Origin of the sequence: Cohnella baijiui, from assembly GCF_020731285.1 — a bacterium.
In the GTDB taxonomy this organism is placed as follows: domain Bacteria; phylum Bacillota; class Bacilli; order Paenibacillales; family Paenibacillaceae; genus Cohnella.
Map to the genome: position 1 here is coordinate 59,013 of NZ_JAJFOW010000010.1, position 22,122 is coordinate 81,134.

Here is a 22,122-nt window from a genome sequence, read left to right on the forward strand (position 1 = left end):
AATTGGATCTCCAAGCACGGACCAGCTAGGGACTATCGCTAAGTGGGTCTCGGAAGGGAAAGTAAATGTTAAGATTACAGTAACTTTCCCAATGAAACTAGAAGGCGTGCGAATGCGCATGGGCTGAGCGAAACGGGGCACGCAAGGGGGAAAATCATCGTTAAGGCAGGATCACGAAAGGATGTCGGCAAGAAGGACTCAAGTGCACGCGCGAGTCCCATTCTGTCATTTCTACTATAATTAACAATCGATTAACCATAATTGCTCTTGCGTATACGGGCTGCGAAAATAGTGTAAGGAGTATAAATCCACCTACATCAAGCCTCATACCGCAGGCCAGTGTCAAACTTCATTCAATCCGTCCCCTTAGTTATACATAGTGAGCCGGGGATTGCCGTCGTTCGCCCTCCAAAGCACTATCGTCGAGCAGATGGTTCCTGATAGCTTTGCAAGCCGGCGTCGCGCAAAGTTCTTCCGACATAGCCCAACTCTCGACGTGCAGCGGCATCGTTGACAGTGAACTCACGCCCGATCATGCGTATCATCGAGCGTGAGATCGGCGGATCGCCGTCTTTCCGCGTAACGGCCCATATCGTGTCGAGCAGCCGGCCAATGGCAGAGGCAAGCCAGTAGGGCATCGAACGCAGCTTATCGATGGACAGGCCCTGCAAGTTCGCGAGCGAGGCGACGAACTCTCGGAAAGTCTGCCCTTCCTGGTCTTTGATGAAGAAGGCATGACCGCCTTCTCCGCGTTCAAGAGCGCATTGTATGGCTTCGACCACATTGTCCACGTGGCAGGTTGCAAAAGCGTAGTCGCCGCGGTTGATGAAGGCGAACTGTCCAGATCTGACTGCTTCGGGAAGTGCTCGACTAAACGGATCACCAGGCCCCCAGATAGCCGGTGGGCGGAGCGCGACGGTGCGAAAGCCGGGTTTGTTGGCTGCCAGAACCAATGGCTCGGCCCGTGCCTTGCTCGCCAGGTAGGCGGAGAAGTGGTTCGGGAAAGCTGGCGCGCTTTCATCGGCGTCGCGGATGGGCGTACCGCCATTATCCATGAGGATCCCCGCCGCGCTGATGTAGACGAATGTCTTCGCACCGGCGGACTCAGCTGCCTTCAACAAGGCTACGGTGCCATCGACGTTGGTACGGAAGAAGGGTTCGCGAGGCCCTGAGAAGCGGAACAGGGCGGCTGCGTGCACAACCGCATCAATCACCGGCAATAAGAGTGGCGTGTTGCTTTCGAGATCGGCATCGACTGGCGTCGCACCCATGGACTTGAGTTTGGCGTGAGATGATGTGGAGCGTGTAAGAGCGAAAATCTCGTGACCGTCCTCCCCGAGCTTCGCGATCAGGCGGCCGCCGAGCAGACCGGTGCCTCCCGTGACGAGAATTTTCATTGTGTTCGTCCTTTCTGTTCGGGATTTAGGATGGACCGTATGGCGCCCTCGCGGATTTGCTCCAGGACCTCAGAAGTGGGTGGCGCCACCTTGCGTAGCCGAGCTGTGACGTGAAGTAGGGATGCAGCATTCGCAGACGCCCACATGAGATCGGCAGCCACCTCCACCGTCGGCCTGAGCCGGCCCTCAGCGGCGATGGCCGCGATGCGTTGGATCAGGAGCGCAAAGGCCTGCTCGGCGGCGGGAATTTCAGCGTCGTCGAGAACGCGGCTCATCATCACCGCGTAGAGCCGTGGACGAGCCGCCGCGAAGCGCACGTAATCGTCCCAGCCCTCGCGTAGCGCCATCACCGGATCGGAGGATTGGGTGGCAGTCCTTTTGCTTTCGAGAAACTGTGTAAATGCTTCCGTAATGGCGGCGCTCAGAAGCCCGTCGGCGCTGCCGAAGTGATGGTACAGCGTCGGTGCGGTCACCTTCGCAATTGCGCAGACGGAGCGTGTCGAGAACTGTGCCTCGCCCTCTTCCTCGAGAACTTGTAAAGCCGCATTGAGCAGCGTGTCGTGTGTATTCATGTGACCAATATAGCACAGCTATATTGGTTCGTCTATAGCGATGCTATATTGGTGCCGATACCCTCCTGACATCCGATAAAACCCCAGTTCCCGACGCGACTGCATCCGTTTCCCGCACGGACGCTGAAAATTCCTCTAGTAGATTGATCCAAAAGTAATGTAACTATATTCCGGTTGTTGCTTTTCCGTTAGGTTACAAAAGGGATGCCAAAGTCATCATAAAAAACCGCCTAACAGCGCGGTCGTGGAGTCATCTCGTTCGTTCAAGCTGGCGGATTTCCGCCTCAACCTGAATTCGGTGCTTGACCAACGGGTTAGCCTCGAACGAGTGATCGGTTTGGAACATGGCTACGCTAACGGTTGTGATAGCGCTTAAACGGCCCAAAAAATGGAGGTTTCTTTTCTAACGGCTGTATGCGCGCTTATTTGGACGAAACAGCCCTTCTGTCTACGAAAAAACGGGAAATAGGATCGCTGGCACCCGCTACATTTTGCAAACCCCATTTTTACCCAAATAGCGTCGCTCGCAACCGTTAGAATTTTCGCCCGCTTTTACGCACTCCCATCTACTCCTCTGGTCAAGCATCGATATCGGTTTTGAGCTGGATTTCCGGTTAATCCCCGGGTTGGGGCTTAAGTACGTTATTTCAGGATCTTCCTACTAGATTCAGATGGTTATGGCAAACACAAAGTGCTCATTTTTGTCGAGCGCTCCCGCCATCGAAGTCTGGCACAGTATGGCATGCCGAAGGTGGTTGGCCCGTAGAAGCGACGTTCTCTATGCGGCATGCTGGTGGCCGACATCTTCCTGCAGCGGTGAAATAATCGTTGCCACGATTTTCCCACCTATACCGTGAATGGATTCGATAATCTGATACTCTTCAATCTCAACAGCGAGTGCAGCTATCTCACTTCGATGGCGGATAGATGCTCTTTTTTATTGAAGAAGCATCTGACCGATCACCGCCCAAGCCCCGCCGCCCTCTCCATCCCCCTGTCCGTACATTCCCACCTCTACGCCGCCCCCGGCGCCTCCTCCCGCCTCGCAGCCTCCCTTCTCCCCTCTCACAGCCGGAGCCGATACCGCTCCCGGCCAAAGGCGACTTTGTGAACCCTGGTCCGGAATACGTGAAACCGGCGCCCGACTCCTGTAAAATGGAGGGGATGCCTCCGTTGCGAGACATGCGGACGAACGACGGAAGGGAGCAGAACGGATGAAGGAACCTGCAACAACGACCGGCCGCGTCTTGATCATGACCGCGGTCGAGGCCGAGCGCGAGGCGGTGCTGCGCGGGCTGAACGGCGACGCCCGGTTCGACGTGCGCCTCGCGGGCGTCGGCCCGGCGACCGCCGCGGCGCGCACCGCCCTGGCGCTGGCGGCCGAAGACTACGCGCTCGTCGTGAGCGCGGGCATCGGCGGCGGCTTCGCGGAAGCGGCGCCCGTCGGCACGCTCGCGGTAGCCAGCCGCGTCGTGGCCGCGGATCTGGGCGCCGAGACGGCGGAAGGCGGCTTTGCCTCCGTGGACGAGCTCGGCTTCGGCTTGTCCGCGCTGGACGCCGACCCCCGCCTGGCGCCGGCGCTGGCGGAGGCGCTCCGCGCCGCCGGACAAGCCGTCGCCTACGGGCCGGTCCTCACGGTCGCGACCGCGACGGGCACGCGGCAGACGGCGGACGCCCTCGCGCGACGGACGCCTGGCGCTGTCGCCGAAGCGATGGAAGGCCACGGCGTCGCCGTCGCGGCGAACGAGCGGCAAACGCCGTTCCTCGAACTGCGCGCCATCTCGAACGCGATCGGGCCGCGAGACCGTTCCGCCTGGCGGATCGGCGATGCGCTATCGGCTCTGACCGCCGCTATCCCCGTACTAAAGGAGGCTGTACGTCAACCATGAAAATCGCCTATTCCCCTTGTCCGAACGACACCTTCGTTTTCCACGCCTGGGCGCACGGGCTCATCCCCGGCGCGCCCGCGCTGGAAGTGACGTATGCCGATATCGACATCACGAACGGCCTGGCGCTGAACGCGGAGCCCGGCGGACTCGATGTCCTGAAAATTTCGTACGCCGCGCTCCCTTGGGTTCATCCCGAGTATGCGCTGCTGCCCTGCGGGGGTGCGCTCGGCCGCGGCTGCGGCCCGCTCGTCCTCACCGCCGACGGCGCGGAAGGACCCGCGGCGCTGGCCGGCAAACGCGTCGCGGTGCCGAGCGAACGCTCCACCGCCTACCTGCTGTTCCGCCTGTGGGCGGCGCGCAACGTGCCGGGCGGCGTCGGCGAGATCGTCGTCATGCCGTTCCACGAGATCATGCCCGCGGTGCGCGACGGGAAGATCGACGCCGGGCTCGTCATCCACGAAGCCCGCTTCACCTATCCGAACTACGGGCTTACGATGCTCGTCGATCTCGGAAATTGGTGGGAATCCGACACCGGCCTGCCGATTCCGCTCGGCGCCATCATCGCCCGGCGCTCCCTCGACTTGCAAGCCGTCGCCGGTTGGATCCGCGCCTCCGTGGAATACGCCTGGGCGCACCCCGATGCTTCGCGCGAATACGTGATGGCGCATGCCCAAGAGCTGTCGCCGGACGTCGCGCAGGCGCATATCGACCTGTACGTGAATGACTTTACCGCAGCGCTCGGCGACGACGGCTACGCGGCAATCGACGCGCTGCTGTCCCGTGCCGCCGATGAAGGTCTCGTGCCGAAGATCGATTTGGCCGCGCTTCGCCTGTAACTCTTTTCCCGGCATATCCCAAGCGAAGCCGCCCACGGCGGCTTCTTTTCCGCGTGCGCCCCTTTCGTCCCGCAAGCCGAACCGGCAGCGCCTCTGCCGCCGCCCTCGGGCCGTATGCGCGGGGCCGCTCCGCCGCAATGAAGCAAAACTGCTTTAAAAGATCCGCTTGCACAATCGCTCGCACAAGCATACAATACGAACAAGCGAAAATTGCATGACGTACAAGCGATGAAGGAAAGAGTAAGCGGAACAGCGCTGCAGACAGGGAAGGGCCGCCACCGATTGAGAGCGCCCGGCAGACACGCCGCCGAAGTTCATTCCGGAGCTGACGCCTGAACGATGCCGGTAGTTTCGGCGTCCGGTAGGGCGGCCCGCCTCCCCGCGTTATCGGGATCAAGTGAGAACTGTGCCGTCCGCAGCCATGCGGTGCGCGCAGGTCTAATTAGGGTGGTACCACGACTCCTCGTCCCTTTGCGGCGGGGAGTTTTTTGCGTTCGCGGTGCAAGGCCAAAAGATCGCCAATCGGGGCAAAAGGAGAGAGCACGAATGAGTCAAGTCGGCTTGGAGAGCAACAAAGCGCGGCTGCGGGAAATCGACCGCCAGCTGCTGGCGTTATGGACGGAGCGGACGGAAGTCGTCCGCGAAACGGGGGATGACGAAGCGTTTCGGCTGCGCTTCGGGCAATTGATTCAGGAAGGGCTGACCCCCGCCGCGAGCCCGAAAAAACCGCTGCTCGTCAGCCGCCAATCGAAGATGGCCGACACGGTCATCCCGCTCGGGGACGTCGCCGTCGGCGGCGGACGGCCGTTCGTCGTCGCGGGGCCGTGCTCCGTGGAGAGCTACGCGCAGGTTCGGGCTGTCGCCGCTGCGCTGAAGGACGCGGGCGTCTCGGTTATGCGCGGCGGCGCGTTCAAGCCGCGGACGTCGCCGTACGAGTTCCAGGGACTCGGCATCGAAGGGCTGCGCATCCTGAAGGAAGCCGCCGACGAATTCGGCCTGAAGACGATCAGCGAGATCGTCGATCCCGCGCATTTGGAGTTGGCGTGCGACTATGTGGACGTCATCCAGATCGGCGCCCGCAACATGCACAACTTCGAGCTGCTGAAAGCCGCCGGCCGAATCGGCAAGCCGATCCTGCTCAAGCGGGGCCTGTCGGCGACGATCGACGAGTTTTTGCACGCGGCGGAATACGTCGTCTCGAGCGGCAACGGAAACGTCATGCTGATCGAACGCGGCATCCGGACGTACGAAAAGGCGACGCGCAACACGCTCGACATCTCCGCCGTGCCGATCCTGAAGCAGGAGAGCCATTTGCCGGTGCTCGTGGATGTCACGCATTCGACCGGACGCAAAAGCATCATGGCCCCCTGCGCTAAAGCCGCGCTCGCCGCGGGCGCCGACGGCGTCATGGTCGAGGTCCATCCCGATCCGGCCAAGGCGCTGTCCGATGCCGCCCAGCAGCTGGACCTGCCGGAGTTCCGCCGTTTCTATGAGGAGCTCGTCGGCTCCGGACTGCTCACGGGGCGACTAGCCTAGTTCGGCGTCTTATCGCGGCGGCCGGCCCATGGAAAATGAAAAGGACCTCTCCGGCTTTTCGTCCAGGGAGGTCCTTGGTGCAGAAAGGCGGTCGCGCAGCCCATCGTAGGCGAGGTTTGCTTGGATGTGCGGCCGTCAAGACGGGACTGCCGCCCGTTTTCGCCGCTCTTCGCGCGTCATGGTCAAGGCGCGGCTAGCGTCCGCTCGCGCCTCCGAGCGTCTCGGCGATGCGCCGCAGCCCCTCCTCGACCCGCGCGCGGCGGGAAGCGAGGTTGATCCGGATGAAGCCCTCGCCTTCGCTGACGAAGATCTTGCCGTCGCTGACCGCTACCTTGGCTTCGTTCACAAGCTTGGTCTGGATGTCCTTGGCGGACAGACCGAGCGCCCGCAGATCGACCCAGAGCAAATACGTAGCCTCGGGTACGAGGCATTTCGCCTCCGGCAGATGCTCCTCCAAATAACGGACGGCGAATTCGGCGTTGCCGCGAAGGTAATCGAGGCATTCCGCAAGCCATTCTTGCCCGTGGCGATAGGCAGCTTCGGTCGCGGCCGCGGACAGCGGATTCGGCTCCTTGTGGCCCAAGGCTTTATCGAAAGCGAGACGCAGCCCCTCGTTCGGCACGATGGCGAACGCCGATTGCAGTCCCGCGATGTTGAACGTCTTGCTCGGCGCGATGCAGACGACGGTCCGATCGGCCATGCGCGGATCCGCCAGGACGAGGGGATGGTGCTTGCCGCTGAGCACGAGGTCCGCGTGGATCTCGTCCGATATGACGGTAACGTCGTATCGGATGCACAGGTCCGCCAGGCGAGCCAACTCCTCCTGCGTCCAAACGCGGCCCACGGGATTGTGCGGACTGCACAGGAAGAGCAGCTTCGCTCCCGACGCCTTCAGTTTCGTTTCCAGATCTTCGAAGTCCATCTCGTAACGTCCGGTATCCGGATGCCGGCGAAGCGGATTGGAGACGATTTCCCGCCCCTGCGAGGTCACGACCGAACCGAACGGCCCGTACACCGGCGGCTGCACGATCACCTGGTCACCGGGCGACGTGAAGGCGCGGACCGACGTTTCGAGCAGCGAGATGACGCCCGGCGCAAAACGAATCCACGCCGGCTCGACCGCCCAGCCGTGGCGCTCCTTCATCCACGCCGCCACCGCCTCCAACGCCGAAGTCGGGATCGATGTATACATGAAAAGGCCGGCTTCCGCGCGGCGCACGATCGCATCGACGACCGGCTGCGGCGCCCGGAAATCCATATCGGCGACCCAGAGCGGCAGCAAGTCCTCTCCGCCGTACAGCTTGTCGGCCTGCCCCCATTTGAGCGTATCTTGAACGTCGTTCGTAAAATCCCGGTCAAAGTCGTATGGCATGATTCGAAGTCCTCCCGCGCATGCTTTTGGTTTGGCTTCATCATAGCTTCTATTGAAGATTTCCACAAGACGAGGGCATCTCCCCCGCCACCGCCCGCCCCCTTCGTACGCGCCTCCGCGCTCAGACAAAAGCCGGCCCCAGCCGCGCTAAGCGAGTCGGGAGCCGGCCCGGATCGGCCGCTGTTCGGTTACTCGATGTCGATGTCGATGACGCCGAGGGCAAGGGACACTTCGCGGTACGCATCCTGGGAATAACGCCATTCTCGGCGGTAGCCGAGGCAGCTGCTGATCAGCTCCGTCCCGGCCAGCGTCACCTGCTTGCGATAGTGGACGTGTCCGGAAATGGCGCACGGGATCGAGGCTCCGTACGCGCGGATCAGATCCCCGTAACGGGTGCTCCCGAGAAACGCGTTGAAATAATCCCAACCCGGACGCGTCTCCGGAACGGTGAGCGAGGCGTCCGGCACGACGTGCGTAACGAGGATGACGTGGCGGTCCCGGTAAGCGGCGAGCTGCGACCTCAGTTTGTCGTAAAAATACGCGGTCATCGCCGCGGGCTCGCGATCCCAACGGGCGTAGCGCTTGTCCTTCCACACCCGCCCGTCGAGCTCCATCCGCCCGAAGTCGGCTTCGTCGTAACGATCCGCGTTGCCCAGCGAATAGTCGAACCAGCCCGCGTCCCCGATGACGATCCACCGGTCGCCGAGCGGATAAGGCCCGGCCGCCAGATTATGCGTATACCGAAGCAACGCCTTGTAGGCGATCCAGGCGTCTTCTTCGGGCCGCGCCGCATTCCACAGATCATGGTTGCCCGGCACGAACAGGCAGGGCATCCCCGACCGCGCTTCGATCTCCTCGAGCGCGCGCAGCGTCACGCGATGGTCGTCCGAGACGTCCCCCGCCACGATGAGAAGTTCCGCGCCGCGCTCTCTCGCGGCGCGCGCCAGCGCTTCCTGGACGGTCGCCTGTCCGGGGACGTTGTTCTTGTCGATATGCAAATCCGAGAGGATGCCGATTTTCATTGCGGTTCACCTGCCTGGGAGTGGGATTGGTCCGGAAAGCCGCCCTTCGCCTCATTATAAGGCTCCCGGCAACGCGATCCAAGCCAGCCCCTTCTCTCGTCCAGGCTTCGGTCACGCCTCGTATAGGTGGCAGCGCACGCGGCGATCGTAGCCGACGTTGCTCGTTCGGCGAATGTATTCGAAATATCATACACATTCTCGTTGCGCATGCTCGTTCCGGCAGATTGTATTCGAAATATCGCACACATTCTCGCTGTACACGCTCACTCCGGCGAATGTATTCGAAATATCGCACACATTCTCGCTGCACACCTCACTCCGGCGAATGTATTCGAAATATCGCACACATTATCGCGGCGCACACTCATTCTGACGAATTGTATTCGAAATATCGCACACATTCTCGCTGCACACGCTCACTCGGCGAATGTATTCGAAATATCGCACATTCTCGCTGTGCCATTTGCGCGTGCCCGCCAGCCATGCCAACACGGCGGGCGGGGGAAAGCCAAAACCGCGCGGAACGTACCTCCACTCACCCCCAATAGCCCATCCCCCAGCCCAGGAGGACGCCCGCCACGACGACCGCCCAGGGCGGCAGGCGCCAAAAGACCAGCAGAGCAAACAGCACCAAGGCGGCTGCAAAGTCGCCCGCCGACCGAACGGTGGTCGTCCAGATCGGATCGTACAGCGCCGCGAGCAGCAAGCCGACGACCGCCGCGTTCACGCCGGCGAACGCCCCCTGCAAATGGGGGCTGCTGCGCAGCGACTGCCAGAACGGCAGCGCCCCCGCCGTCAGCAGAAACGCGGGCAGGAAAATGGCGATCGTCGCCACGGCCGCGCCGAGCGGCCCGTCGGCCGCGAACCCGACGTACGAGGCGAAGGTGAACAGCGGTCCGGGCACCGCCTGCGCCACGCCGTAGCCGGCCAGAAAATCCGCGTCGGACACCCATCCCTGCGGCACGACCTCGCCCCGCAGCAGCGGCAGGACGACGTGCCCCCCGCCGAATACGAGCGCGCCCGAGCGGTAAAAGGAGTCGAACAGCGCGACGAACCGGTCCCCGCCGAGGCGAAGCCAAGGCAGCAGGACGAGCAGCCCCGCGAACGCGAGCAGGAAGCCCGCGCCGAGCCGCCGGCCGATCGGCGCCCGGATGTCCGCGTCGGGCTGCGGCTCGGCCAGCCTGTCGCGGCGTCGGTAAACCAGCCAGCCGAAACCGGCGGCCGCGACGATCGCCGCGATCTGGCTCAGCGGATGTCGCCACAGCAGCGCGAGCGCGGCTGCGCCTACCGCCACGCTCGCGAGGACGCGGTCGGACGCCCACTTGCGTCCCATGTCGAGCACGGCCTGCGCGACGATCGCCACCGCGACCAGCTTCAACCCGTGCAGCCAGCCGGTCTCGGCCAGCGTCGCTCCGCGGGCGAAAGCGGCGAAGGCGACGAGCGCGAGAACGGACGGCAGGGTGAACCCGAGCCACGCCGCCAGCCCGCCCCAGAGCCCGCCGCGAAGCAGACCTACGCCGATGCCGACCTGGCTGCTGGCCGGCCCGGGCAAAAACTGGCAGAGCGCGACCAGGTCCGCATAGGCGCGCTCGGTCAGCCAGCGCCGCTTGCGGACATACTCCTCGCGAAAATAGCCAAGGTGCGCGACCGGGCCGCCAAACGATGTCAGCCCGAGCTTCAGGGCGACGAGCCCCGTTTCGCCGACGCGACGCCAGCGGCTTTCGCGGGACGGCGCGTCTGGTTCGGCCGCCACATCGCCCCGCAACGATCCGGCAAGCTTGGTGCGATCGGACCGCGCACCGGCTTCGGCCGTGCTGCTTTCGGCATCCAGACCGGCGGCCTCGATACCCGTCAGCCCCTCCGGCCGTCTCGCATCCGCAGCGGGTCCCCCGCATTTTTTCTCTCTCATCGTACGCCTCTCCTTGCTTTGATATCTGATGTTATGAATATACCAGACTTTCGTTAACGGAGGATCATCGCCGGCGGATTCGCCCCGTCAACGGTGGGAAAAGCCTCCCCGCTCCGCTATACTGAGAGCATAAGATTCCGGAATGGGAGGCTTCCTCTTGAACATCAGCATCTTGGACCAGGCCCCGATCGCCGCCGGCGGGAGCGCAGGCGACGCGCTCCGCCAAGCCGGCCAACTCGCGCAAGCGGCCGACAGGCTCGGCTACGTCCGCTATTGGCTGGCCGAGCACCACGACCTGGGCGGACTCGCCTGCTCGGCGCCCGAAGCGATGCTGGGCTACCTCGGGGCGCTGACCTCGCGGATTCGTCTCGGCGCCGGCGCCATCCTGCTGCCCTACTATCGTCCCTACAAAATCGCAGAGACGTTTAATCTGCTCGCATGCCTGTTCCCGGGGCGCATCGATCTCGGCATCGCGCGGTCCCCGGGCGGGCCGGCGGAATCGTCGATGGCGCTGTCGGACAACTATCTGGAGCACGTATGGAAGCTGCCCGAGGCGTTCGACGAGCTGCTCGGCTTTCTGGGCGACGGGTTCCCGGAATCGCACCCCTACGCCAAAACCTCCGCCGCGCCGCGACCGCCCGTCCCGCCCGCGCCGTGGGTGCTCGGCACGAGCGCGAAAAGCGCCAAACTTGCCGCCGAGCGGGGCGCATCTTACGCGTACGGGCACTTTATGAACGCGGAGCAGGCGGCCGAGGCGCGGGAGACGTACTTTCGCCACTTCCGGCCGCATCCCGGGCGCGGAAGCGGCAAGCCTTACTTTCTCATGGCCGTATCCGCCTTTTGCGCGGAAACGGAGGAGCGGGCGCTCGAACTGTCCCTCGGCACGTACGTCTGGAGGCGGCAAGCGGCAGACGGACGGCGTCCGGACGGCCTGCCGTCTGCCGCGGAGGCGAGGGCGGCGCTGGCCGGCGAAGACCTCGGCGGCGTTTATGCGCGCATCCGGCAAACTTCGGCGGTAGGGGACCCCGAGACCGTCCGGGCGCGTCTCTCCGCGCTGCAGGCGGAACACGGCGCGGACGAGCTGATGATTCTCTCCTACGCGCACGAATTTGCGGACCGCGTCCGTTCGTACGAGCTGATCGCGGGCGCGCTCGGGGCGAACGGAACCGAGGCGTAATTCGTGCGCAAGCCCTTCACCTGACGGCATCTTACGCGATCGGACGCGAACAGGCGCCGCCTGACGCGCCATGCCAAAAAGAGAGGCCCGGTGAGCCGCCAATGGGGCTTCCGGGCCTCTCTTTCGAACCCTTAATCGAGCACGTCGACGTCGATCTCGCGCAACAGCCGTTCGTGATCGGCCGGGTTCACCTGACCGGCGGCATCCGACAGCGCGTTTGCGCAGCCGGCCGCGGCCGCGTGCCGCAAGCTACGCTCGACCGGCCAGCCGCGCACGAACCCGAAGGCGAAACCCGCGACGAACGCGTCGCCGCTGCCGACCGCGTTGACCGCCTGAATCCGCGGAATGCGTACGCGGTACAGCCGCCCGTCCGCGCCGGCGACGGCGCCTTCGGCGCCGAGCGTCACCGCGACGTTCGGGATGCCCGAAGCGGCGAGTGCGGCCGCCGCCTGCCGGAAGCCGGCCTCGCCGCCTTCTTCGCCCGCCATCCAGGGCCGGATCTCGTCCTCGTTGGGTTTGATGAATGCGGGCCGCGCCGCGAGTCCCGCCGTCAGCGCCGCGCCGCTCGCGTCGAGGAACGCCTCCGCGCCCGCCTCGCGCGCGATGCCGATCAGCTCGGCGTACAAGTCTGGCGAGCAGCCGCGGGGCAGGCTGCCGGAGAAGATCACGAGCGCGGCGCCGGAAGCCAGCTCGCGGATTTTGGCCCGCATCGCCTGTTCGTCCTCGGGCCGGATATCGGGGCCGGGCTCCAGCACCTCGGTCGACGAGCCGTCGCGGCCGTCCATAAAGTTCAGGCAGAGCCGGGACTCTCCGTCCGCTTCGACGAAGTCCGATCCGATGCCCGCCGCCCGCACCTGCTCGGCGATGAACCTGCCATTATACCCGGCTGCGAAGCCCGTGGCCGTCACGTCCTCGTGGCCGAGATGCCGAAGCACGCGCGCCACGTTGATGCCTTTGCCGCCCGCCGCCGCGATCACCCGCTCCGCCCGCATCACCTTGCCCGCCTGCCAGGCCGGCATGTAATACGTCTTGTCGATGGCCGCGTTCAGCGTGACGGCGACGATCCGGGAAGTCATGGACGGCAGTCCTTCGCCCGGCCGATCGCGCCGCACAGGCGCATCTTCTCGATCGCCGCAGCCCGCAGCGCGTCCTTCGCAGGCACCATGTACTTGCGCGGGTCGTTCTCCGCCGGGTTTGCCGCGAACACATCCTTGATCGCGTCGGAGAACACGATGCGCAGCTCCGTCGCGACGTTCATCTTCGCCATGCCGAGCGAGACGGCCTTCTTCACTTGCGCCTCCGGAATGCCGGAGCCGCCGTGCAGGACGAGCGGAACCGCAACTTTCTCGGCGATGCGGCCGATCCGGTCGAAGTCGATGTTCGGCTCGCCCTTGTAGATGCCGTGCGCGGTACCGATCGCCGGGGCCAGCGTGTGGACGCCGGTCAGCTCGACGAAGCGCGCGCACTCGTCCGGATCGGCGAGCAGCGCGTCGCGTTCGTCGACGACGATATCGTCCTCGACGCCGCCGACGCGGCCCAGCTCCGCCTCCACGTTGATGCCGACCGCGTTAGCCGCTTCTACCACCTTGCGGGTGAGCGCGACGTTTTGGTCGAACGGATCGTGCGACGCGTCGATCATGACGGACGTATAGCCGGCACGAATGCACTGCATGATGACGTTGAAGTCGGTGCAATGGTCCAGATGCAGCGCGATCGGCACGCTCGAACGGTTTGCCGCTACCGTGGCCGCCGCCGCGATATAGTCCGGGCCGAGATGCTTGACGGTGCCGACCGTCGATTGCAGAATAAGCGGCGAGTTCGTCTCTTCGGCCGCCTCGACGACCGCCTGCAGCATTTCCAGCGTATGAACGTTAAAGGCGCCGACGCAGAATCCGCCTGCGCGCGCCGCTTCAAGCATGGATGTAGAAGATACCAATGCCATGGATGAGTCCCCCGTTTCGTTGTTCGCTCTCTCGCTAGGATAAGCGCGCTTTCGCCAGCATCGCGCTGCCGATCACGCCCGCGTCGTCGCCGAGCTCCGCCACCTTGATCCGGATGCCCGGACGGAAGTCCGGCAGCAGTCCGTCCATCAGCGTCTCGCGCAGCGGGCCGAGCAGCCGCTCTCCGGCCTGCGCCGCGCCGCCGCCGACGAGGATCGTCTCGGGGCTGACGAGATGCACGGCCGGAATCAGCGCCCGTCCCGTCAGCTCGCCGGCCCGTCGCACGATCTCGGTCGCCAGCGCATCGCCCGCGTCCATCGCGCGGGACAGATCGGCCGCAGCCAGCTCCGCCAGGCGTTCGCCCGGGAACCAGTCGGCGAGCACCGTCTCGCGTCCCGCCGCGATCGCCCGCTTGGCCTCGCGGACCATGCCCGAGGCCGAGGCGACTGCCTCCAGGCAGCCGACGAGCCCGCAGGCGCACGGGACGTCGACGCCGGCCATCGGACCGTGACCCAGCTCGCCCGCCATGCTTTTGTAGCCGTACAGCAAATGACCTTCCTGTACGATCGCGGCCGCAATGCCCGTGCCGATCGTCAGCCCGAGCACGTACGCGCTGCCGCGACCCGCGCCGTAGACGGCTTCGCCGTAAATATACATGCGCACATCGTTGTCGATGCGCGTCGGAATGCCGAGCCGGCGCTCCAGCTCTTGAACGACCGGCACGTCGCGCCACGCGAGGTTGGTCGAGTTGCGCGAGAGGCCGGCCGCCGGATCCACCAGGCCGGGGATGCCGACGCCGATGCCCGCCGGCGCCGCTCCAACGCGCTCGGCCGCTTCGCGCGCCATCGCCGCGATGCGGTCGAGCACCGCGGCCGGCCCTTCCGCGGCGCCGGTCGGGCGCTTCAGGGCGTGAAGCACGCGGCCGTCGTCCGCCACCGCTCCGCATACGATATTTGTGCCGCCTACGTCGACTCCGATCCACACGCTCATCGAAGCCCCTCCTTTTCCGCTGTCCGCTCTACCTTTTTCCGCATGTCACAGCTCCTCCTCGCGACCGAAGCCGGCCGGCGCCCGGGCGACGTGCATCCGCACGCCGGCCTCCTGCATCGCCCGCGAGATCGCCTCCGGCGGCTCGTTGTCGCTGATGCAGGCGTGCAGCCGCGTCAACGGGGCGACCGTGAACAGGGAAGAACGTCCCGCCTTCGTCCGGTCGAAGACGGCCACCGTCTTGTCCGCGCGCTCCATCAAAAGGGCGGCGATGTTCGCCTCCAGCTCGGAGTACGTGCTGACGCCCTGCTCGGTCAACCCGTCGATGCCCATGAACATCGTATGGATATTGACCGCCTTCACCGTTTGCTCGGCCAGCGGCCCGCACAGCTCGAAGCTTTTGTTGCGCAGCACGCCGCCCGTCAGGACGACCTGCAGCTCTTCGTTGTCCGACAGCTCCATCGCGATGTTGACCGCGTTGGTCACGACGGTAATCCGGCGTCTGCGCTTCAGCGCCCGGGCGATCAAAAACGTCGTGGTCCCGCCCGTCAGCCCGATGACGTCGCCTTCCTGCACGAGGTCGGCCGCCGCTTGCGCGATTGCTTCCTTTTCCCGGAAGAGCGCCTGCTGCTTTTCCCGGAACGGGATTTCCCGCAAACTCGCTTGCGGACCGGCGTACATCGCGCCTCCGCCCATCGTCCGGATGATCGCGCCCGTCTGCTCCAACTCCTCCAGATCGCGCCGCGCGGTCGCCTCCGAGCAGTCGAACGCCGAGACGAGCTCCTGCAGCGTGATGCTGCCGTTCGCCTCCAGGTAAGCGAGCAGGCGCTCCTGCCGCTCCGCCTTCAATCCGATGCGTGCCATCGGCATCCACTCCTATCGCCTGTCTTGGGCCGCGGCCGCCTAGATGATGACGACCTGCGTCAAATTCCGCGGATGGTCCGGATCGACGCCTTTGGCCATCGCCGAGCGGAAACCCAGATATTGCAGCGCCGGCAGGTACAGCGTCGCCCGCGCCTCGTCGCTCAGCTCCGCCCCGCCGATCTCGAACACCGCATCCGCGAACGCCGTGTCGTCTCCCGCCTTCGCCGTGACGAGCAGGACGAACGCGCCGTATGCCTTCATCTCTTCGGCGACTTTCAGCTCGTAGGAACGCGCCGTCTCGGAAACGAGCACCGCCACGAGCGTGCCCGGCTCGACGATCGACTTCGGCCCGTGGCGGAACTCCAGGGTGCCGTAGCTCTCCGTCCAGACGTACGCCATCTCCTTCAGCTTGAGGCAAACCTCCTGCGCCAAACCGAAATAGCTGCCCATGCCGAGATAGATCGTCTTCGCGAATGCATTTTCCGCCGCCAGCGCTTCCGCGAAGGCGTCCGCGCGTTTGACGACCTGTTCGGTCAACGCCATCGCCTCGGCCAGCTCGCCCAGCTTCTCCGGACCCGCGACCGTCGCGATCGCCGCCTGCATCATGAACGTCATGCTGCTGAACGACTTGGTCATGACGGTGCTCTGCTCCTTGCCGAGCGGAGAGACGAGGCATTCCGCGCGCTGCGCGAGGCCGCTGTCCTCATAGCAAGTAATGCCGCAGACCGTCCAGTTCGGCACGTCCTTCACCGCGTCGATCGCGAGCAGCACCTCGGTCGACTCGCCCGAGCGGGAAACCCCGACGAGCAGCGTCTTGCGCCCCCGCGCCACGGCCTGGTCCCGGAACAGAAAAATTTCCGAGGACGGAAACGCGCTCGCGCTGCGTCCCAGCCAAACGCGGAACGTCGCGGCCATCGTTTGCGCCTGATAATACGAAGAGCCGGAGCCGATGAAGACCACCTCTTCGAACGAGGTATCGGCCACATATTTCGCCACCCAATCCTGCTGCTGCTTCAACTGCGTCCAGGCGGCGGCGATCGCTTCGGCCTGCCCCCCGATTTCCGGATACGTCAAAACTCCACGGTTCACGGTTCGTCACTCCTATCTCCATTTTCCTGACAATTGAAATTATATCGCTTAAAAATGAAAATTTCAATCATAAATTATGATTGAATTTTTCTAAATCGAGCAAGCCCCGCGCCCAAGAGACAAGATCGTACAGCGCTCGCGCCGCGCTTTGACAAACATTGCGCGAAGATCCTGATACGATGGAGGAAAAGGAAACGGACGGTGACCGAGGATGCATATGGTCCAATTCGAGCTGCATCGGGACAAGTATCTGACGTTTGTAACCGACAACGAAAGGCTGGTGGCCTCGCTTCGGCGCAAGGAGTTCGTCCTGCAGCACCGGTCGGAGCTCCTCTTCGGCGCGCTCATGATCGATACCGACGGGGACGGCTACCGGTCCGCCGTCGCGATCGAGCCGTGGCTGGCGCAGCTCGCGGAGGACGGGCAACTCGGCCCCTTCATCGTCTCCTGCCACAAGTCGTCCGGCGCTCGGATCCAGGATCTCGTCGTCTTCGCCAACGGCAAATACGACCGAGACACCGTCGACCGCCTGAACGAATGCGTACGCCAGTCAGCGGGCGCGCCTCCCGGCGTCTCGCTCGTCGTCGGACGGGTGCGGACGCTTCTGCACATGGAGCCGGAGCGGGATCATCCGGGCGACGTGCTCTATGAAGAAGCCGCCGCGCTCATCCTCGAGACGCGGCGGGCTTCGGTGTCGCTGCTGCAGCGGCGGCTTCGGATCGGACATGCCCGAGCGTCGCGGCTCATGCAGCAGTTGGAGGCCCGAGGCGTCGTCGGACCCTACGTCAAGACGAAGCCGCGCTCGGTGCTGCTGGCCGTCGGCGCGGAGCCGGGCGCGGCGGCCGGGGACGCGCAGCGGGAGGCGGAAGGGTAGATCCTCCCCAACTCGGCACGTCGACTCAGAGCAATCGGCCCTGCCGCCGCAAATAGCGGTAGAGCGCAAGGCCGGCCAGCGCGCAGCAGAGCGCCGAGCCGCCGATCAGCCAAAAACCGGCCCGCAGGCCGAGCAGCTCCGACGCAGCGCCGATGACGAAGTTGCTGGCGACGCCGGCCAGACCGACCATGATGACGGTGAAGGTGATCGCCGTGTCGCTTCCCTTCGGATAAAGCTTGGCGAGCAGCGCCATCGCCGTCGGATAGATGGGCGCGATGCCGAAGCCGGACACCGCGAACAGCGCCGCAGCCGGCTCCCCGATCGCGAGGGAAAGCAACGTGCAGAGCGCCGACGCCGACGCGAACAGGATCATCGACCGCACGAAGCCGAATTTGTCGGCGAACGGGCCGAGCACGAGCCGCGCGACCGTAAAGCATAGGAAGAAGGCGGACAGCATGCCCGCCGCATCCGCTCTTCCCCACCCGTAGCTTTTCTCCAGGAAGTTCACGAGCCAGCTGCCAACCGCCAACTCCGCCACCACCCCGAACGACAGCAGGACGATGACGAACCACGCCACCGGATCGCGAACGTAGTCGCGCCAAGCGAGCGGCGCTTCGTGCGTATCCCCGTCGCGGCCCGGGAAACGTGCGAGCAAGCTCGGGATAAGCGGCAGCGCGCACAGGGACAGCAGCGCGGCGAACATGCCGCGCCAACCGAGCTCCGCGCCGCCGGCGAAGTTCGCCCCCATCAAGCCCGTCGCCGCCAGCGGGGCGGCCGTCGAGCTGAGCCCGTAGAAGAAATGGGACAAGTTCATCATCGTGCCCGTGTATTTGGTGAAGATCCGGGCGCTGAGCAATGCCAGCACGATCTCCAGCAGTCCGTTCCACAGGTTCAAGAAAAAGTAGCCGAACGCGAACGCGTAAAACGTTCCGGCCGCGCCGATCAGCCAGCCCGACGCCGCCATGCAGGCGAAGGCGACCGCGCAGGCCGCCTTGATGCCGAAGCGTCGGACGAACAGGCCCGCGAACGTGCAGGCGATCAGGAAGCCGATCGAGTTCAGCGACAAGGCGAGCCCCATCCGCGTCTCTCCGACGCCGAACTCCGCCTGGATCGCGGGCAGCGCGGGGCCTTTGAGGTTTTCCGAAATGCCGAATACGAGGTATCCGGCAAAAACGACCAGCATCAGCATCGCGAAGTTGGCGCGACCGGTTTGGGGTTTGCGCGCTTCGAGCTCGGTACGGGCGAGATTCAAGTCGTCGACATCCTTTCTTCCAGCCATGGCCAGACGGCCGCGAGCGTGACGTCCAGATTGGACTGCCCAGCCGCGTTCACGTACGGCTCGCGCCGCCGGAAATAATCGGCGTGGCCGCCCAAAATCGCGAGGCCGCGCACGGCGTCGGGCGCATGTTTGTCCGGCTGCCATGCAGGCATCCGGTAGCCGCCTGCCGCGCGCCAACCGCCGAAGCTGCCGATCCGGCAGATCGGATCGGCCGGACGGAGCCGGATCGCGTCCGCTCCTGCGCCATCCGGCGGCCGCTCTCTCGGGCGCGGCCGCCGCAGGCCCGCCGCGTACAGATACAGCACCGACCGGCGAAGCGCCGGCGGGATGCGGCAGCGCGGCGAGCCGATCATGACCACCGCGTCCGGCTCGCCTCCTTCCCGCGCGAGGCGCAGCCCGGATGCATGCACGGCCGCCACGCCGCCCCCGCTGTGCCCGACCCAGATCGTCCGGTCGGCGCGGGGCGAAGACGACGCGGCCTCGAGCGCGAGGCGGCCGCCGATCGACCGCCCGTAACGGGCGATGCCAAGCGGCAGATCGCGACGCATCTCCCGCAGCTGGGCGATCGCGCTTCGCGACCAATCGCCGTACGGGAACACCAGCTCAGCCCGGACAGTGCGGCCGGTTTCCGCGAGCTTCGCGGCGAGCGCTTCGCGCAAGCCTTCCATAAATAGCGGGGCCGTCTTGACCCCGGCAAGCACAAACAGGTTAACGGTCTCGGGGATGTTCCCGGTCATATCGCTCCGCATTGGCTATCCTTTCCAAATCGCTCGGGTGGGTGTCGCGGAACCATCGGACGAGCAGGGGCGGATTGACGTCGCCAAGGGAGGAGACCGCGAGCTTTTGATGCATCGTGACCGCGCCCTCCGCGCTGCCGATCAGCCGAAGCGCGTAGTCGTCCGCCGCTCCCTCGGCCTGCCGCGACACCGCGTTCGAAATCGGCAGCGACGCGAAGTTCAGCACGGAGATCAGCAGCAGGAGCAGCGGCAGCGCACTCCAGTCTGCCCGCCGCCGGATCCCCCACGCCGCGCCTTTGCGCCGCACGATCCGTTCGTACAGCCAGCCGCCGGCGGCCAGGGCGACGAAGCTGGAGCCGATCGCGCCAGCAGCGCTCCATTCCAGATGATGCATGACGTAATGTCCCATTTCGTGGGCCATGATCTGCAAAATTTCCGGCTCCTCCAGCTTGTTCAGCGTCGTATCCCACAGCACGATCCGCAACGAAGCGCCGATGCCGTTCACGTAGGCGTTCATGGCGTTCGTCTTGGACGACATCTCGACCTCGTAGACGCGATGGGCCGGAATGTCCGCCCGCGCGGCCAAATCCAGAATCCGTTGCTCCAGCTTCGGATCCGACAACGGCGCGAACTTGTTGTACAGCGGGTCGATGACGACCGGCTGGACGTACATCATGAACAGGGTGAACGGAACGGAGAGGAGCCACAGCTTCAGCCACCAGCGGCCGCGCCGAGAGAGGATCCAAAAGGCGACGGCCGCTGCCGCTAGCGCGGTGAGGTAGCCCACGCCGAAGTCGACGAGCTTATCCCGGAGCCAGCCGGCGACGGGCTGGGTCGAGATGCCGTAGCTGCGCGACACGGCGTAGCCGAGCACCCGGAGCGGCAGGTAGAGCAGAAACGACGCCGCTTGGACGAGCAGGACGAAGACGGGGAAGCGCACGGCGGCCGGCAGGCGAAGACGCGCCAGCGCTTCGTTCCAGCGGCGGGCTGCGCCGCCGAGGAGGAGGATGCCGTAGATCAGCCACTCCCAGGGGCCGCCGACGAAGAAAATCCAGTTTCGGACCGCGTTCAGCGTTTCGCTGTCCTTGAGCTGCGCGGGCGTGAAAAACGTCGCCGGGTCGGCCGCCGTGCCCTGGTAGGCGGCGGGAACGTCGTTCGGCGACGTATAGCGAACGTAAAGCGCCATGACGGCGGCATAAACGGCGAACAGGATAGCGTAACGCAGCAGCTTGGCGGTCGGTTTCATGGCGGCGGCTCCTCCCCGGCGGATCGCGACTTCTCATTAGCCTCATCATATCGAGCGGAACGCCCAATTGCAAAGCGCTCCCGGCAACGGACTAACGCCGAGGTTCGGGCGAATCCGGACGATGCGCAGGAATGAGCCCGTTTCGGACCTTGCGCCACACAAGTCTCCCTGCCGACCGCTTCGACGCGGCGAATGTGGGCGGCATCGTCTGCATCAAGTTGTTCCGCCCGTTCGGCGCCGGTCGCAAAAAGAGACTGCACGCGATCATCGCTTGCAGCCTCTTTCCCCGGTTGTTTCATGGCGCCCGACAACTTCTATTCCGTTTGAGCTTTCCAACAACAAGCAGCACCAATGGAAGAACGAACATATTGAGGGGCATCGCTATCGGAACCCAGTAATGCTGCAAATAATTCGAAGACGCTTGCGTGACGTTTTTCGGCAACAAGGCGAGCAACAATACGATGGGAGCGTTCAAGATCACCAGTCTTCGCCAACTTTTGATCCCCAACAGCTCCGTCGTTCCATATGCGATGATGAACATATAAAGTGCCAGCTTGATAAACACGCTGGCCACCCACGTGATGATCAAGAAAGGATCGAGGTTTTCGACAAACCCGAATAGCGAAATTTTTCGGGTCATTTCAAAAAAGGGATACCACAGCCGGGGACTCATATGAACGCCAATCGTCGTAATCGTCATGGTCATGGCGATCGTTACGATTGCAGAGGCAATTCCGACTGCCCAATAAACGTAGGTCTTTCCTTTTTCCGGCTGATACAGAAAGGTGGCAAGCATTAGATATTCGACGCAATGTCCCAGATAGGAGGCGGGAGGCAAAGCGCCCTTGAAGATCGCCGCTGCCCCGCTGTCTGCAAAAACAGGGAGTAAATTTTTCACGTTCACGTTGTTAAGGCTCGCAAAGAGGACGAGCAGAATCATCACGATGATGACCGGCCCGAGCATTTCGCTGCAGCGTCCAATCGATACAATTCCTTTAGAGGAGGATGACGCATAGGTAATAAGGAGGAGCATGACGATCATGATCGCAAGCTTTGGCGTTTCCGGCATAATCATAACGTTGATGACGTCGGTAAATTGTCGCAGCACGATCGGCGTAATCGTATACCACTGCACCAAATAAACGACCGCAACGAGTTGGCCAAGACGCTTCCCCAAGACAAATTGACTGATCCGGATGAGATCGTGCCCGGGATAAAGATCGGCTACATTCGTAATAAGCCAAGTCATCAACATGGCGAAACCGCCCGCGATTAAGGCCGACATCCACAAGTCCTGCCGAGCAAGCTGAACGGCCGGCGTCAGCGTCATGACCAACGTCATGCCCACATCCATGATTAGAATGATCCAAAAAAGCTGAAGACCGGTAATTTTCAT

At 64.0% G+C, this 22,122-nt stretch carries 19 protein-coding genes and 1 pseudogene; 5 read left to right on the forward strand and 15 right to left on the reverse strand.

The window, feature by feature from the left end; genetic code table 11:
- Positions 1 to 416 precede the first annotated feature (416 nt).
- From LKX83_RS12785 to LKX83_RS34350, 3 genes and pseudogenes are all read right to left on the reverse strand, one after another.
- Positions 417 to 1,397 carry an NAD-dependent epimerase/dehydratase family protein gene (locus tag LKX83_RS12785; protein WP_227882658.1) on the reverse strand — a complete coding sequence of 327 codons (981 nt, stop codon included), beginning with the start codon at positions 1,395 to 1,397 and terminating at the stop codon, positions 417 to 419.
- Positions 1,394 to 1,969, reverse strand: a complete 576-nt coding sequence (locus LKX83_RS12790) for a TetR/AcrR family transcriptional regulator (RefSeq protein ID WP_227882659.1) — start codon at positions 1,967 to 1,969, stop codon at positions 1,394 to 1,396. Before LKX83_RS12790 ends, LKX83_RS12785 begins: the two co-directional genes overlap by 4 nt.
- Before the next feature lie 805 nt (positions 1,970 to 2,774).
- A pseudogene (locus tag LKX83_RS34350) lies at positions 2,775 to 2,905 on the reverse strand (IS110 family transposase); the annotation flags it as partial.
- A 278-nt stretch (positions 2,906 to 3,183) separates the two neighbouring features.
- Here LKX83_RS34350 and LKX83_RS12795 point away from each other — a divergent pair.
- From LKX83_RS12795 to LKX83_RS12805, 3 genes are all read left to right on the forward strand, one after another.
- A complete protein-coding gene (locus LKX83_RS12795; RefSeq protein ID WP_227882660.1) occupies positions 3,184 to 3,858 on the forward strand; it encodes a futalosine hydrolase in 675 nt (224 codons plus the stop codon).
- On the forward strand, positions 3,855 to 4,694 hold the full coding sequence (locus LKX83_RS12800) for a 1,4-dihydroxy-6-naphthoate synthase (protein WP_227882661.1): 840 nt from the start codon (positions 3,855 to 3,857) through the stop codon (positions 4,692 to 4,694). Before LKX83_RS12795 ends, LKX83_RS12800 begins: the two co-directional genes overlap by 4 nt.
- Before the next feature lie 546 nt (positions 4,695 to 5,240).
- Positions 5,241 to 6,230: a bifunctional 3-deoxy-7-phosphoheptulonate synthase/chorismate mutase gene (locus LKX83_RS12805; protein ID WP_227882662.1), complete on the forward strand. Its 990-nt coding sequence runs from the start codon at positions 5,241 to 5,243 to the stop codon at positions 6,228 to 6,230.
- A 193-nt stretch (positions 6,231 to 6,423) separates the two neighbouring features.
- Here LKX83_RS12805 and LKX83_RS12810 read toward each other — a convergent pair whose 3' ends face one another.
- From LKX83_RS12810 to chrA, 3 genes are all read right to left on the reverse strand, one after another.
- Entirely contained in the window at positions 6,424 to 7,602 is a 1,179-nt protein-coding gene (locus LKX83_RS12810; protein WP_227882663.1) for a MalY/PatB family protein, read from the reverse strand.
- A gap of 188 nt (positions 7,603 to 7,790) precedes the next feature.
- A complete protein-coding gene (locus tag LKX83_RS12815) occupies positions 7,791 to 8,624 on the reverse strand; it encodes a metallophosphoesterase (protein WP_227882664.1) in 834 nt (277 codons plus the stop codon).
- 535 nt (positions 8,625 to 9,159) lie between these two features.
- The gene (gene chrA / locus LKX83_RS12820; RefSeq protein ID WP_227882665.1) at positions 9,160 to 10,533 is read right to left on the reverse strand and encodes a chromate efflux transporter; all 1,374 of its coding nucleotides are present in this window, start codon (positions 10,531 to 10,533) and stop codon (positions 9,160 to 9,162) included.
- A 157-nt stretch (positions 10,534 to 10,690) separates the two neighbouring features.
- On the opposite strand from chrA, the gene LKX83_RS12825 reads away from it, so the two are divergent.
- The gene (locus LKX83_RS12825; RefSeq protein ID WP_227882666.1) at positions 10,691 to 11,710 is read left to right on the forward strand and encodes an MsnO8 family LLM class oxidoreductase; all 1,020 of its coding nucleotides are present in this window, start codon (positions 10,691 to 10,693) and stop codon (positions 11,708 to 11,710) included.
- A 131-nt stretch (positions 11,711 to 11,841) separates the two neighbouring features.
- On the opposite strand, the gene LKX83_RS12830 is transcribed toward LKX83_RS12825, so the two are convergent.
- Genes LKX83_RS12830 through LKX83_RS12850 form a run of 5 tightly spaced genes read right to left on the reverse strand, consistent with a single transcriptional unit; the run spans position 11,842 to position 16,590 of the window.
- Positions 11,842 to 12,822: a 1-phosphofructokinase family hexose kinase gene (locus LKX83_RS12830; RefSeq protein WP_227882667.1), complete on the reverse strand. Its 981-nt coding sequence runs from the start codon at positions 12,820 to 12,822 to the stop codon at positions 11,842 to 11,844.
- The gene (gene fba / locus LKX83_RS12835; RefSeq protein WP_227882668.1) at positions 12,783 to 13,652 is read right to left on the reverse strand and encodes a class II fructose-1,6-bisphosphate aldolase; all 870 of its coding nucleotides are present in this window, start codon (positions 13,650 to 13,652) and stop codon (positions 12,783 to 12,785) included. The genes LKX83_RS12830 and fba overlap by 40 nt, the downstream gene beginning before the upstream one ends.
- A gap of 34 nt (positions 13,653 to 13,686) precedes the next feature.
- A complete protein-coding gene (locus tag LKX83_RS12840; protein ID WP_227882669.1) occupies positions 13,687 to 14,640 on the reverse strand; it encodes an ROK family protein in 954 nt (317 codons plus the stop codon).
- A gap of 45 nt (positions 14,641 to 14,685) precedes the next feature.
- The gene (locus LKX83_RS12845; protein WP_227882670.1) at positions 14,686 to 15,501 is read right to left on the reverse strand and encodes a DeoR/GlpR family DNA-binding transcription regulator; all 816 of its coding nucleotides are present in this window, start codon (positions 15,499 to 15,501) and stop codon (positions 14,686 to 14,688) included.
- A gap of 39 nt (positions 15,502 to 15,540) precedes the next feature.
- Positions 15,541 to 16,590 carry an SIS domain-containing protein gene (locus LKX83_RS12850; protein ID WP_227882671.1) on the reverse strand — a complete coding sequence of 350 codons (1,050 nt, stop codon included), beginning with the start codon at positions 16,588 to 16,590 and terminating at the stop codon, positions 15,541 to 15,543.
- A gap of 211 nt (positions 16,591 to 16,801) precedes the next feature.
- Between LKX83_RS12850 and LKX83_RS34120 the strand changes: the two genes are divergently transcribed.
- On the forward strand, positions 16,802 to 17,464 hold the full coding sequence (locus LKX83_RS34120; protein WP_304518331.1) for a DNA translocase FtsK: 663 nt from the start codon (positions 16,802 to 16,804) through the stop codon (positions 17,462 to 17,464).
- Between the two features lie 25 nt (positions 17,465 to 17,489).
- On the opposite strand, the gene LKX83_RS12860 is transcribed toward LKX83_RS34120, so the two are convergent.
- The 4 genes from LKX83_RS12860 to LKX83_RS12875 all read right to left on the reverse strand — a co-directional run bounded on the left by LKX83_RS12860 (position 17,490) and on the right by LKX83_RS12875 (position 22,122).
- Entirely contained in the window at positions 17,490 to 18,653 is a 1,164-nt protein-coding gene (locus LKX83_RS12860) for an MFS transporter (RefSeq protein ID WP_227882725.1), read from the reverse strand.
- A gap of 59 nt (positions 18,654 to 18,712) precedes the next feature.
- Positions 18,713 to 19,480: a hypothetical protein gene (locus LKX83_RS12865; protein WP_227882672.1), complete on the reverse strand. Its 768-nt coding sequence runs from the start codon at positions 19,478 to 19,480 to the stop codon at positions 18,713 to 18,715.
- On the reverse strand, positions 19,452 to 20,726 hold the full coding sequence (locus LKX83_RS12870) for a M48 family metallopeptidase (protein ID WP_227882673.1): 1,275 nt from the start codon (positions 20,724 to 20,726) through the stop codon (positions 19,452 to 19,454). The genes LKX83_RS12865 and LKX83_RS12870 overlap by 29 nt, the downstream gene beginning before the upstream one ends.
- Positions 20,727 to 21,021: 295 nt before the next feature.
- Positions 21,022 to 22,122: a GerAB/ArcD/ProY family transporter gene (locus LKX83_RS12875; RefSeq protein ID WP_227882674.1), complete on the reverse strand. Its 1,101-nt coding sequence runs from the start codon at positions 22,120 to 22,122 to the stop codon at positions 21,022 to 21,024.